Origin of the sequence: Pseudomonas sp. PDM01, assembly GCF_014852325.1 — a bacterium.
Classification (GTDB): Bacteria; Pseudomonadota; Gammaproteobacteria; order Pseudomonadales; family Pseudomonadaceae; genus Aquipseudomonas; species Aquipseudomonas migulae.
The window spans coordinates 46,830-61,744 of sequence record NZ_JACVBK010000008.1 but is presented as its reverse complement, the minus strand read 5'-3'; the positions used below and the strand labels follow the sequence as shown (position 1 = coordinate 61,744).

Genomic DNA, 14,915 nt, shown 5'->3' with positions numbered 1-14,915 from the left:
TTTTGGCGCGGTAAAACCTTAGTCCTGCACCACCACCTCGCGACCAAGTGCCGTCACCACGGCGCTCAGGCATTCATCCCGTTGCAGGATATCGAAGTGGCTGGCGGTGACGGTTTGTACTTTGCGCAGCCGTGGTTGCTGACGCTCCAGCGTCGCGCGTTCGGCCGTCGGGTTGCCATCGGCCCACCAGCAGCACAGTTCGGCGTGCGGCAGTGGCAAGGTCTCGACCTGCCGCGACAGCGCCTTCAAGCGCGTGCTGACCATGAACGTCTGCGCCAACTCATCGGCACCCAGCAATGCGTAACCGCTGGCCTGCTCGCCTTCGGTGTCGATCACCGTGCGAATGATCCGCGCGACAGCGTCCTGATCACCCGTGGTTTCGACACTCAATGCCTGGGCAATGACATCGCTGTCCATGCTCAAGGTTGCACCGAGGAACTCGCGCAGGTCCGCCCGCCACTCATCAACACTGGCGACGGCGTTGGCCTGGGTCGGCACAAAGCTGTCCACCAGGCCGACGAATGCCACACGCTGGCCCTGCTGTTCAAGCAGGTCGCCGACCATCAACGCCAACGCCCCGCCCAATGACCAGCCCAGCAAGTGATACGGACCTTGCGGTTGTTTGCGGCGGATCGCTTCGACGTAGTCCGCAGCCATTTGCTGCAGCGAAGTGTCGTGCCACTGGCGGTCGAGCAGCATGCGGCATTGCACGCCGTACACGGTGCGCTGACCTTCCAGTCGACGGGCCAGCGGTTCGTAGTCGAACACCGTGCCGAACCCGGCGTGCAGGCAGAACAGCGCCGGTTGATCGTCCACCGGCTGGTTCAACAGCAGCAGCGGTTCCGGGCTCTGTTTCAGCGGTTGCTCATCGACACCGGACAACCCGGCGATGGTCGGTTTGGCCATCATGTCGCGCAGTTTCAGCTGGAAGTCCGGCTGATTCAGCGCCCGCACCTTCGAGATCACTTTGAGGGTGCGCAACGAGTCGCCGCCCAACTCGAAGAAATTGTCGGTGATGCCGACTTTGTCGACGCCCAGCACTTGCTGCCAGATCTCGGCCAGCGCCCATTCCAGCGGCGTACGCGGGGCCACGTAGTCGCGGCCTTCGAAAGTCGGGTCGGGCAAGGCCTTGCGGTCGAGCTTGCCGTTCGGTGTCAGCGGGAAACGCGGCAACACCACGACCTGTGTCGGCACCATGTAATCCGGCAGGCTTTCACGCAGGGCCGCCTGGCAACGCAGGCCCAGGCCGTCGTCTTCAACCGCGACCACATAGCCGATCAGTTGCGGCCCCTGCCCGCCGTCACGCACCACCACCAGCGCGTCATTGACCCCGACTTGCTCACGCAGACGAGCTTCGATTTCCCCCAGTTCGATGCGGAAGCCGCGCACTTTGACCTGATGGTCGATGCGCCCCACGTAATCGAACACGCCATCCTCGCGGCGGCGCACCAGGTCACCGGTGCGGTACAAACGGCCGCCGTCGCGGCTGAACGGGTCGGCGACAAAACGCTCGGCGGTTTGCCACGGGTGACGGTGGTAGCCACGCGCAACGCCACGACCGCCGATGTACAGTTCGCCGACCATGCCCACCGGCAACGGATTGAGGTCCATGTCCAGCACATGCAGGCTGCGGGTGCCGACGCGGCGGCCAATCGGCGCATACATCGCCTCGCAGTGACCATCGGCAGCGATTTTCCACAGCAGCGGCGTGACCACGGTTTCCGTCGGGCCGTAACCGTTCACCAGGTATTGCGGTTTGAGCGTGTGCTTGACCCGTTCGAACGTGGCGTCCGGCACCGCATCGCCACCGAAGCAATAGATGCGCACGGTTGGTGGATGGCCGCCCTGCAACTCGGCGTGTTCGGCCAGTTGCAGCAAGTACGCCGGCGGGAAACAGGCGACGGTGATGCGCTGGCGGTGCAACACCGCCAGGGTCTGCTCGGCGGTCCACAAGGTGTTGTCACGCACCACCAGGGTCGAGCCGCTGATCAGCGCGGTGATCCAGCGTTCATGGGCACCGTCGAAAGCAAACGACATGAAATGCAGTTCACGGTTGGCGGGGTCCATTTCGTACAGCTCGGCAATCGCCTGCACGTGCATGCTCAACGGCCCGTGGGCCACCGCCACGCTTTTCGGTTTGCCGGTCGAGCCCGAGGTGTAAATCAGGTAAGCCAGTTGCTCGGCGTGTACGTTGCTTTGTGGCGCCGACACCTCGACGTCGAGGTTCAAGCGATCCACGGCGACCATCGGCGTGCCCGGATTGAGTTGCGCCGTGTCACGCAAACGCTCCTGGGTCAGCAGCAAACGCATGTCGCTGTCGGCCATCATGTAGCGCAGACGTTCCTGCGGGTATTGCGGGTCCAGCGGCACATACGCGGCACCGCACTTCATCACCGCCAGCAGCGAAACCACCAGTTCCAGCGAGCGCTCCATGAACACGCCGATCACGTCTTCGGCCTGCACGCCCTGCTCCATCAGGTGCACCGCAAGTGCATCGGAACGACGATCCAGCTCGGCATAACTCAGGTGTTCAGCGTCGCGGTCAGCGTAGCTGAGCACCAACGCGGTGTGTTCCGGTTGCAGCCGCGCTCGCTCACGGATCAGCTCGTGCACCGGCCGTTCGTGGTCGTCGGCCAGCGTCGGCAGCTCGCCGTCCAGTTGCCGGCCTTGGTCCAGCGTCAGCAAACCGATCTCGCCCACGGCGCGCCCGGCGTTGTCGCACAGACGCTGCATCAGGCTTTCCATGTGGCTGCGCAGCACTTCAACGGTGGCGAGGTCGAACTGATCGCGCTGGTGCATGTACTCGATGCGCAACCCTTCATCGAGGCTGACCATCAAGTCCATCGCAAAGCTGGTCAGGCCGAAGTCGGAGACGTCTTCGAAGCGCAGGGAATCGCCGTTCCACTCGCGCAACGTGCGGTCCACCGGCTGGTTTTCGAAAACGATGATGCTGTCGAACAGCGACTGCCCGCCCTGCCCGGCCCAGCGTTGAATGTCGCTGAGCGGGGTTTGCTGGAAGTCGCGGATGTCGAGGTTGTAGGCCTGGATCTCGCGCAGCCAGTCACCGACGCTCACCTCGGTCGGCACGCTGTTGACCACCGGCAAGGTGTTGATGAACAGCCCGAGCATGTTCTCCGAACCGTTGAGGGTTTCCGGTCGGCCCGACACCGTGGCGCCGAACGTCACCGTGCGCTGGCCGGTATAACGCTGCAACAGCAGCAGCCACGCGGCTTGCACCAGGGTGTTGAGCGTGACTTGCTGTTGCTGGGCAAACGCCTGCAAACGTGCGGTCTGCTGCGCATTCAGGTGCGTGTAAATCGCGTGATAACCCGCTTGCGGCGCCTTCACCGGTAATGCGCGGGCCAGGTGCGTGGCGCCTTCGAGGGCATTGAGTTTGTCTTTCCAGAACGCTTCGCTGGCCTCGGCGACTTGCTGGCCGAGCCAGTCGATGTAGTCGCGATAGGCGGCCACCGGTTCCTGTGCGTCGCCACTGTAATGACGCAGCACTTCACCGATCAGGCGCGACACACTCCAGCCGTCCATGAGGATGTGGTGATAGGTCCAGATCAGGCGATAACGGTCGTCTTCCAGACGCACCAGCAGCAGGCGCAGCAACGGCGCACGGTTCAGCAAGAAGCCACGTTCACGTTCATCGGCGGCCAATTGGCGCACACGCTCGACCTGGTTATCCAGACCGCGCCAGTCCAGCTCGGTCAGCAGCGCCGGAGCGTTGCGCAACACCACTTGCAGCGGCTCTTTGTCGCCCTCCCACAGGAACGCGGTGCGCAGGATCGCGTGACGCTGCGCGGCATCGGCCCAGGCCTCGCGGAAACGCGGACCGTCAACGCCACGCACGCCCACTTCGATCTGGTTGACGTACAGCCCCGAGTCGCCGTCCTGCACCGAGTGGAACAGCATGCCCTGCTGCATCGGCGACAGCGGATAAACGTCGTCCACCTCGTCTGCGGTCAATGCGAGCGCCTGATATTGCGCGGCGCTCAGTTCGATCTTCAGCGCCGGCGCAGCCACTACCGGCGCGGCTTCCTCGGCTTCCACAGCCTGGGCGACGGTCGCCAGTTCGGCGATGGTCGGGTGACTGAACACGTGCTTCGGCGAAATGTTCAGGCCGGCCTTGCGCGCACGGCTGACCGCCTGGATCGACACGATGGAGTCGCCGCCCAGCTCGAAGAAGTTGTCCTGAATCCCGACCGGCACTTCGAACAGCGCCTGCCAGACTTCTTGCAGCGTCGCCTCCACGGCATTGCGCGGCGCGACGTATTCACCAACCTGCTGATCGGGTTGCGGCAACGCGCGGCGATCGAGCTTGCCGTTCGGCGTCACCGGCAGTTGCTCCAGCAACATCACATGGCTCGGTTGCATGTGCTCGGGCAACGCGTTGCGCAGGTGCTGCTTCAGCCCATCGAGCCCCAACGACTGGCCGACCACGTAAGCCACCAATTGCTTGGACTTGCCGACATCCAGCGCGATCACCACCGCCTCGCGCACCTTCGGATGTTCCAGCAGGCAGGCTTCGATTTCACCCAGTTCGATGCGCAAGCCACGGATCTTCACTTGATGGTCGATGCGGCCGACGTATTCGATCACGCCGTCATCGCGATAACGCGCCAGGTCGCCGGTGCGATACAGCCGCTCGCCCTGTGCGCCGAACGGGCTGGCAACAAAACGCTCGGCCGTCAGGTCCGGACGGCGATGGTAACCCCGCGCCAGACCGATGCCGCCCAAGTACAGCTCACCGACGCAGCCCGCCACTTGCGGTTGCAGGCTGTCATCGAGAATGTAGGTCACCAGGTTGGCGATCGGGTAACCGATCGGCACGCTGATCGAGCCGTCATCGACGCACGTCCAGTGGGTCACGTCGATGGCGGCTTCGGTCGGCCCGTACAGGTTGTACAAAGCAACGCCGGGCAGCACGCGGAACAGGCTGTTCTGCAAATCCGCCGACAACGCTTCGCCGCTGCACATGATCTGCCGCAGGCTGGCGCAACGCTCAAAGCCTTCGCCCTGAACAAATGCCTGCAACATCGACGGCACGAAATGCAGGGTGCTCACCTGATATTGCTCGATCAAACGCACCAGCTGCGCCGGGTCGCGATGGGCGCCCGGTTCGGCCACCGCAAGGCGCGCACCGACCATCAGCGGCCAGAAGAACTCCCACACCGACACGTCAAAACTGAACGGTGTCTTTTGCAGTACGGTGTCGCGACCGTCCAGCGGGTACGCGCCCTGCATCCACTCAATGCGGTTGAACAACGCATCGTGACGGTTGGCCGCGCCCTTCGGTTTACCGGTGGAGCCGGAGGTGTAAATCATGTACGCCAGCGATTGCAGCTCGACCACGCACGGCAGGTTTTCGTTGCTCAAGCCTTCGACTAACTGAGCGCTGTCGTCCAGGCAGATCGCCGTGGTCCCGGCGGGAATCGGCAATTGCGCCAGCAGATGACGCTGGGTCAACAGCACGTGCACGCCGCTGTCCTCGAACATGTGCTCCAGGCGCTCGCGCGGGTAATCCGGGTCCAGCGGCACATAGGCGCCACCGGCCTTCATGATCGCGAGCAAACCGATCACCAGTTCCAGCGAACGCTCGGCGGCAATCCCCACCAGCACTTCGGCGCCGACACCTTGGGCGCGCAGGTAGTGCGCCAGGCGGTTGGCCTGCTGGTTGAGTTGACGATACGTCAGGCTCCGACCGGCAAACACCAACGCCTGGGCGTCCGGAGTTTTCAGCACCTGGGCTTCGAAGCACAGGTGGACCGGGCGCACGTCGGGCCAGGTCACGGCGGTGTCGTTGAAGCCTTGCACTTGCTGTGCGGTCTGCGCAGCGTCGAGCAGGCTCAGGCGGCCCAAGGCTTGCTGCGGTTCGCGCACCATGGCATCGAGCAACGCCACCAGACGCTTGCTCAGGCCGTCGATGGCCTCGGCGGTAAACAGCGCGGTGTCGTAATTGAAACGCAGATCCAGGCACTCGCCCAGCTCGGCGGCGATGGCCAGCGGGAAACTGGTTTGATCGTGATTGCTGATACCGGAAAACTTCAGCGCGCTCGGATTACCGCCCTCCAGCGCCTCGGCGACCGGGTAGTTTTCGAACACCAGCAGCGTGTCGAACAGCGACTCGCCGGAGTGCCCGGCCCAACGCTGCACATCGGCCAGCGGCGTGTATTCGACATCGCGCAGTTTGAGATTGAGCGCCTGCACCTCGTCCACCCATTGGCTGACCGTGCGCTCAGGATGCGGCGTGGCGATCACCGGCAAGGTGTTGATGAACAGGCCGACTTGCTGCTCGATCCCCTGCAACTCGCTCGGACGCCCCGACACCGTGGCGCCGAACGCGACGGTGCGCTGGCCGGTGTAGCGCTGCAACAGCAACAGCCACGCCGCTTGCAGCAAGGTGTTCGGCGTCACGCGGGCCTGCCGGGCAAAGCCGCTCAGGCGTTCGCTGGCCGCCCGGTCCAGGCTCAGGTGAACGGTGCGATGACCATCGCCCTGCCCTGCGACCGGTCCCGGCATCGCGCCGGCCAAACGGGTCGGCTCGTTGAACGCCTGCAACTGCTCCAGCCAGAACGCTTCGCACGCAGCGCGATCACGCCCGCCCAGCCACGTCATGTAATCACGATAACGACCGCCGCTCGCCACCGGCATCACACCGGAGTAACGCTGCAACACTTCGCCGAACAGCTGCGAGGTGCTCCAGCCGTCCAGCAGAATGTGGTGGTTGGTGAAGATCAGGTGATGGGTGTCGTTTGCAGTCTGTACCAGGGTCAGGCGCAGCAACGGCGCAGCTGTCAGGTCGAAACCGCGCAAGCGATCGTCTTCGGCCAGACGTTCCAGGGCGTGTGCCTGATCCGCTTCATTGCGCCAATCGAGCACGGTCACCGGCAACGTGGCGTTGGCCAGAATCACTTGCAGCGGCTGCGAGCCAAGGCTCTCGCTGAAGAACGCGGCGCGCAACACTTCATGGTTTTCCAGCGTCTGTTGCCAGGCGCTGCGGAACGCCTCGACGTCGATGCCCTGCACGTCCACGCGCATTTGCGGGATGTAGGCGCCGGCGTCCGGGGCGAACAGGCTGTGGAACAACATGCCTTCCTGCATCGGCGACAGCGGGAAGATGTTTTCGATCTCACGCGCCGCCAGCGGCAGTGCATCGAGTTGCGCCTGATCGACGCGGACCAGCGGCACGTCACTCGGCGTCAGGCCACCGGCACCGCTGAGGCAGTGTTCGATCAGTCGTTGCAGCTCAGCGGCATAGGCGTCGGCCAGGCGCTGCACGGTGTGCTCGGCAAACACGTCGCGGCTGAAGGTCCAGCTCAGGCGCAATTGCCCGGCGTACACCTGACCGTTAATGCTCAGGCCACGGTCCAGCGCGGCCGAAGCGCCCTGCTCGGCGCCCCCGCTTTCACGGGCCGGGCGCCACGGTGCCTGCTCATCGAAACTGGCATCGAACTGGCCCATGTAGTTGAACGTGACTTGCGGTTGCGGCAAATCCTCAAGACCGGCCTGCGCCAGATACCGCAGGATGCCGAAACCGATGCCTTTGTCCGGCACGGCGCGCAGCTGTTCCTTGACCGCCTTGATGCTCCCGGCCAGATCACTGGCCGGGGTCAACTTGACCGGGAAAATCGAGGTGAACCAGCCCACGGTGCGGGTCAGGTCGATGTCGTCGAACAGGTCTTCACGACCATGACCTTCCAGTTTGACCAGGGTCGAAGGCTGGCCGGTCCAGTTGCCCAACACCCGCGCCAACGCCGTCAGCAACAGGTCGTTGACCTGCGTGCGGTACGCCGCTGGCGCGTCTTGCAGCAGTTGGCGGGTGAAGGTGCTGTCGAGCACGGTTTCCACGCTCACGGCGTGTTGGCTGGCGAGGCTGCCTTGGGGATTATCGGCGGGCAGGTCCACCACCACGTCGTGGTATTGGCGCTGCCAGTAAGCGGCCTGACTCGCCAGTTCGGGACTTTGCGCATGGGTTTGCAAACGCGCCGCCCAGGCTTGATAGGCGCTGGACTTGGCCGGCAGGCGCACAGGTTGAGCCTGACGCGCCTGGTCGTAGGCCGTTTGCAAATCTTCGAGCAACAGACGCCAGGACACACCGTCCACCGCCAAATGATGCACCACCAGCAGCAAGCGCTGACCGGCCGCGCCCATGTCCACCAGCAAGGCGCGCAACAATGGGCCATCGCGCAAATTCAGGCTGGCCTGTGCGGCGTTGCAGTGCTCAAGCAGCTCGTCGGCGTTCGCGGCCTGACGCTGCCACATCAGTTCGGCGTTGTTCCAGTGCTCGGCCTGAGCCTGTTGCCACACGCCATTCACTTGACTCAATCGCAGGCGCAATGCGTCGTGATGTTCCAGCAACGCGGCCAATGCCTGTTGCAGGCACGCGCTGTCGAGCGGCTCGCGAAGTTCCAGCAGCACCGATTGGTTCCAGTGGTCCCGGGCCTCGATGGCCTGCTCGAAAAACCAGTGCTGGATCGGTGTCAGCAGCACATCACCGCGCACCGGGCCCTGATCGCTGAGCAGACCGGCGCTGCGCTGCGCGACCTTCGCCAGACTCTGCACGGTCTGGTGTTGAAACAGGTCACGCGGGGTAATACGAATCCCGGCCTGACGCGCACGGCTGACCACCTGAATCGAGATGATCGAATCGCCGCCCAGTTCGAAGAAGTTGTCGTCGATCCCCACACGCTCAAGCTTGAGCACGTCTTGCCAGATCGCCGCCAACTCGGCTTGCAGGTCGTCCACCGGTGCCGTGTAAACCTGTTGCGCCAGGGCAGCATCAGGCTTGGGCAACGCGTTGCGGTCGAGCTTGCCGTTGCTGGTCAGCGGCCACTGATCAAGCTTGAGCAAATGCGCCGGCACCATGTAATCCGGCAGACCGGCCTGCAAATGTTCACGCAGCGCCTGACGCAAATCGGCGACGTCCTGGGTGACGGTGAACCAGGCGACCAGTTGCTGACTGCCATTGATCTCGGGCGCCAGCACCAGCGCCTGTTCAATGGCCGGGTGACTTTGCAGACGGTCCTGGATTTCCCCCAGCTCAATGCGGAAGCCACGAATCTTCACTTGATGGTCAATGCGTCCGGCGTACTCGATGCTGCCATCGGCGCAATAGCGCGCCAGATCGCCGGTGCGATACAGGCGCGCACCCGCCTCGGCGGCGAACAGGTCCGGGACAAACCGCGTGGCGGTCAGATCGGCGCGTTGGTGATAACCCCGCGCCAGACCGGCACCGCCGACGTACAGCTCGCCGACGCAACCCTTGGTCACCGGGTTCAGGCGCGGATCGAGCACGTACCAGCGCAGGTCGGCAATCGGCTCGCCCAGCGGCGAGTTGTTGGCACCGTCGAGGTCGGCGCGGGACAACGGCCGGTAGGTCACGTGCACCGTGGTTTCGGTGATGCCGTACATGTTGATCAGCAACGGCTGTTGGTCGTCGAACGCGTCGTACCACGGACGCAGGCTCGCGACGTCCAGCGCCTCGCCGCCGAACACCACATAACGCAGGGCCATGCCCTGGGCATTGGCGCAGGCAAACGGCATCAGCTGACGGAACGCAGACGGGGTCTGGTTGAGCACCGTGACCTGCTCATCACACAGCAGGCGGGCGAACTCTTCCGGGGAACGGCTGATGGCGTGCGGCACCACCACCAACTTGCCGCCGTAGAACAACGCGCCAAAGATTTCCCACACCGAGAAGTCGAAGGCGTAGGAATGGAACAGGCTCCAGACATCGTCCGCGTTGAAACCGAACCAGTGTTCGGTGGCGCTGAACAGGCGGGTCAGGTTGCTGTGCGGCAACAAGGTGCCTTTGGGTTTACCGGTGGAACCGGAGGTGTAGATGACGTACGCGAGGTTTTCCGGGCAGGTCAGGTTCGGCAGGTTCTCGACGGACGCCTCATTCAGCCAGTCACTGGCGTGGTCGAGGCAAATCACTTCGATGCCTTCGGACAATGGCAAACGCGGCAGCAGCGCGGAATCGGTCAGCAGCAAGCGCGTGCCGCTGTCGGCCAGCATGTAGGCCAGACGATCCTGCGGGTATTCCGGGTCCAGCGGCACGTACGCGCCGCCGGCCTTGAGGATCGCCAGCACGCTGACGATCATTTCCAGCGACCGCTCCAGCGCGATCCCCACCAACACATCCGGCCCGACGCCGCGTTCGCGCAGACGCTGGGCGATGCGGTTGGCCTGTTGGTTCAGTTGCGCGTAGCTGAGGGTCGCGCCGTCGCAGGTCACCGCGATGTTGTGCGGGTGCGCGGCGGCCTGAGCTTCGATCAGTTGATGCGCGCACAGCGTGTTCGTGGCCTGCGCAGCGGCGCTGCGGTTCCAGTCCAGCAACGTGGCGTGCTGCTCGGTTGCGGCGAGCATGTTCAGGTCGGCCAAGGCGACCGAGCCGTCGGCACAGATCGCCTGCAACAAGTTCAGCCAATGCTGACCGAGACGCTCGATGGTCGAAGCGTCGAACAATTCGGTGGCATACACGAACGAGGCGTGGATGCCGTCGTCGCTCTCCACGGTGTCGAGCATCAGCTCGAATTTGGTGGTCTTTTCGTCCCAGATCAGCGGCTCGACGCTCAGGCCCGGCAAGTCCCAGCGCTGTTCGCCGCCGGCATCGCGCTGGTGGTTGAACATCACCTGGAACAACGGCGTGTGGCTCAGGCTGCGCTCAACATCCAGGCCATCGACCAACTGTTCAAAAGGCAAATCCTGATGCGCCTGCGCGCCCAGTGCCGCCGCCTTGACCTCGGCCAGCAACTGCAAAAATGGCTGGTCGGCATGGGGTTGGGTACGCAACACCTGGGTGTTGACGAAAAAGCCCAGCAGGTTTTCCACGTCCTGACGGGTACGGTTGGCAATCGGCACGCCGACGCGAATGTCCCGTTCGCCGCTGTAGCGATGCAACAGGGTTTGCAACGAGGCCATCAGCACCATGAACAGCGTGCAGCCTTCGCGACGGGCGAGATCTTTCAGAGCAGACGCCAGGGCCGCCGGCACATTCAGCTCGACGCTGGCGCCCTGCTGGCTCGGGATCGCCGGGCGACGACGGTCGGTCGGCAGGTTCAGCGGTGGATGCTCGCGCCCCAATTGTTCACGCCAGTAAGCAAGCTGACGCTCGGCCTCGCCGGCCTCCAGCCACAAGCGCTGCCAGCGCGCAAAATCGGCGTACTGAATGCCCAGCGCCGGCAGTTGCGGCGCTTGCCCGGCGCTGAGTTGCGCGTAGAGCCGGGTGAATTCCTGCAACAGAATCGGCAACGAGCCGCCGTCGGTGACGATGTGATGGAACGTCAGCACCAGCACATGCTGCTGCGCGTCGAGGCGGATCAACCGGCAGCGCATCAGCGGACCGTGCTGCAAGTCGAACGGCTGCTCGGCGTTGAGGCCGACCTGGCGATGCAGTTCGGTGTCGTCGGCGGCGTTTGCCTCGACCAGCGGCGCGTCCATCTGCGGGTGGATTTTTTGCAGCACCTGCTGCTCATCGAACACGAAGGTGGTGCGCAGCACTTCATGACGCTGCACCAGCGCAGCGAGGGTTTGCCCCAGCGCGGCGCGGTTCAGCTCACCGCTCAGGCGAAAGGCACCGGTCAGGTTGTACGCGGTCGCCTGCGGCTGCATCTGCCACAAAAACCACAAGCGCTGCTGCGCGTACGACGCCGGCAGCGTGTCGACCGCCGGGTCCCTTGGCGGGATCGGCAGCAGCTCAAGGGTCAGGCCTTGCGCGTGCATCTTTTCTTGCAAGGCACGCCGCGCGTCCAGGCTCAAGCCGCAGAAACGCTGGGCCAGGGTCATCATTCTGTCCGGTGCAGCACTCATCGCGTGTGTTCCTCATCCACTTCGTCGAACAACGCTTCCAGCGCGTCTACATCGTTTTCTTTGTGTTCACTGTGCTGACGGAACTGCTCGATTTCCGCCGCCAGGCGTTCCAGGGTGTCGCCCTCGAAGAACAGCTTCAGCGGGATCGCCAGGTTCAGTTCTTCCTGAATCCGCGCACGAATCCGCGTTGCCAACAGCGAGTGACCGCCGAGCTCGAAGAAGCTGTCGTGCACGCCGACCCGCTCCACGTGCAGCGCTTCGGCCCAGATCGCCGCCAGGACTTTTTCCAGGTCGGTGCGCGGGGCGACGAAGGCACTGCGGCGCACGTCGAGGTCGAGCAAGGCCTGGCGATTGAGCTTGCCGTTGGGCATCAGCGGGAAGCGTTCCAGCACCTGCAAGCGTGCAGGTTGCATGTGCTCCGGCAGCGCTTCGCTGAGGTGGCTGCGCAATTCGTTGAGGCGGATGTCGGCGGTGTCGGCCGGGGAAATCACGAAGCCCAGCAGTTGCGGACCGGTCGGCGTTTCACGGGCGATGACGGCGGCGTCTTCAATACCGGGGGCGCTGCGCATGGCGGATTCGATCTCGCCCAGTTCGATGCGGAAACCACGGATTTTCACTTGATGATCGACCCGGCCGAGGTACTCCAGCACACCATCGGCGCGGTAGCGTGCGAGGTCGCCGGTGCGGTACAGGCGTTGACCGGCCTGCTTCGCAAACAGATCGGGAACAAAACGTTCGGCGGTCAGCGGGGCGCGCTTGAGATAGCCACGGGCAATGCCGGCGCCGCCGACATACAGCTCACCTTCGACACCCACGGCCACCGGCATCAAGTCCGGGCCCAGCACATGAATGCGCATCCCCGGAATCGGCTGGCCAATCGGGATGGTGTCGTCATCCTGACCGAGCGGCAGTTCCCACGCCGAGCACCAGACCGTGCCTTCGGTCGGGCCGTATTCGTTGACCAGTGCCACGTGCGGCAAGGCCTCGCGATGGCGTGCGACCAGGGCGTTGCTGCACGCTTCGCCGGCCACGATCACGCACGCCAGGGCATGGCTGTCGAGGTGCTCCAGAATCTGTGCGTGGTAAGACGGCAAGGTCAGGTAGTGGGAAACCTCTTCACGCTGGATCAGCGCCGCCAGCAGCGCCGGGTCCTTGTAGCTGTCTTCGTCCGGCAGGCACAGGGTCGCGCCCTGCCCCAACGCCCAGAAAACCCCGGCCACCGAGCTGTCGAAGGAGAACGACGAGAGCATCAGGAACGCGCGTAACGGCTGACGATAGAACGCGCTGCGTGCGAGGGTCGAGGCCACTGCGTTGGCGTGACTGATCATCACACCCTTGGGCTGGCCCGTGGAGCCGGAGGTGTAAATCACGTACGCGAGATTGGCACTGTCGCCCAGCGGCGAAGGCTGCTCTTGTGAGGCGGACCAGACTTCGGCTTCCGGCATCAGCGAAATCACCCGCGCGCCGTGCAACGCTTCCGGCAGCGGCTGACAGGCCAGCACCTGACGCGCAGCGGCGTCTTGCAACATGAACGCCAGACGCTCGATCGGGTAGTTCGGATCGAGCGGCAGGTAAGCGGCGCCGGCCTTGAGTGTGCCCAGCAGCGCAATAACGATTTCCAGCGAACGCTGTCCGTAGACCGCGACGATTTCATCCGGCGCCAAGCCTTGGGCGCGCAGGGTATTGGCGACTTGGTTGGAGCGTGCATCCAGTTCGGCGTAGTTCAGGCGTTGGCCATTAACGCTGACGGCGATGCGCTGCGGATGCAGGCGTGCCTGTTCGGTGAACAGGTCTTGCAGGTAGCGATGCGGCAGTGCCTGCTCGGCGGCCAGCGGGTTGAAGTCTTCGATCAAGCGGGTCAGTTGCACCGCGTTGACCTGAGTGGCCTGGCCCAGGGTCAGCTCGGGCGAGGTCAGCAACTGGCGGCTGAATTCGACAAACTGTTCCAGCCACGCCGCCAGCATCGACTCGGGCACCGCGCCGGCCAGGCACGACAGCTGCAACTGTTCGCCTTGAACCCGCAGGCGCAGGACTTCCGGGTTGGCATCGTCCACTTCAATGTTCGCGTCGGCATCGGCCTGATACACCAGGCCATAACGCAGCGGCGTCGCGACTTCGGCGCTCAGTTCAAACTCGTTGAGACAGTCGAGCCAGGACAGCGATTGCTCGACGTTGCCAGCAAACGAGGCCAGCGCTTGCGCCAGGGTTTCGTGGCTGCGGTGATCGAACGCCACTGGCAAACGACGGGCGAAACGCCCCAAGGTCGCTTCGGTCTGCTCGTTGCGCCCGGCCACTTCCCAGCCCATCAGCAACTTTTCCTGATTGCCGATGCGCGCCACGAACGCGCTCCACAACAGCAACGCCACGCGCTGCGCTTCGACGCCCTGAGCGGCGGCCAGCCGTTGCACATCAGCCAGCCATGCCGCGTCATCAAGCGTCGCCTGATGGCGAGCCAGCGTCACTTCAACAGCCTTTTCAAAAGGCAGATGATGGGCCTGCGCGAACTGCTGTTGCAGGTTGCGCCAGAACGCGGCGCCTTGATGGCCGATGTCTTCTTCGCGCAGTTCTTCCTGCCACGCGGTGTAGTCCAGGTACTGCAAGTCTTCCTGATTGTCGGCCAGTGTTTCGCCGCGCAACAGGCTCGCCAGTTCCACTGACAGCACCCGCAGCGATGCTGCATCGAGGCTGCTGGCCAGCGCCAGCAACGTGACGAAATGCAGCCCGTCTGCGGTTTCCACTGGTGCCACCACCAGCACCCGATCCGACGCCTCAGCCAGGGTTTCGCGGCTGCGACTCAGCGCTTCATCCAGCGAAGACACGCGCCCCAACAACGCGACCGGCAACTCGTCGCACAGGCTCTGTACCGGCCATTTCATCCCCGGCAAACGGCGATAGACCGTGCGCAGGGTTTCATGGCGCAGGCCCAGTTCATCCAGTGCCGCACGCAATGCCTGCGCCTCCACAGCCTGGGCGACCGGCACGGTCAGGGCGGCGAACAGCGGCTGTCCGCCCAGCTCCTGAGCGCGCAAATAAAAGGCCTGCTGAGCCGAAGTCTGGAAAACGTCTACCGAAGGTTCGAGGGCGGTGGTGTTCATGTC

2 protein-coding genes are annotated in these 14,915 nt (G+C 64.0%); both read right to left on the bottom strand.

Features of this window, described 5'->3' with window-relative positions; all coding sequences use genetic code 11:
• Nucleotides 1-18: 18 nt before the first annotated feature.
• Nucleotides 19-11,817, bottom strand: a complete 11,799-nt coding sequence (locus tag IB246_RS20195) for an amino acid adenylation domain-containing protein (protein WP_008039955.1) — start codon at nt 11,815-11,817, stop codon at nt 19-21.
• A complete protein-coding gene (locus tag IB246_RS20190) occupies nt 11,814-14,912 on the bottom strand; it encodes a non-ribosomal peptide synthetase (RefSeq protein ID WP_008039954.1) in 3,099 nt (1,032 codons plus the stop codon). The genes IB246_RS20195 and IB246_RS20190 overlap by 4 nt, the downstream gene beginning before the upstream one ends.
• Nucleotides 14,913-14,915 lie beyond the last annotated feature (3 nt).

Bases quoted from the DNA above. Each gene is read 5' to 3' on its own strand.
- IB246_RS20195 (WP_008039955.1), bottom strand. From the start codon at position 11,817: ATGAGTGCTGCACCGGACAGAATGATGACCCTGGCCCAGCGTTTCTGC.
- IB246_RS20190 (WP_008039954.1), bottom strand. From the start codon at position 14,912: ATGAACACCACCGCCCTCGAACCTTCGGTAGACGTTTTCCAGACTTCG.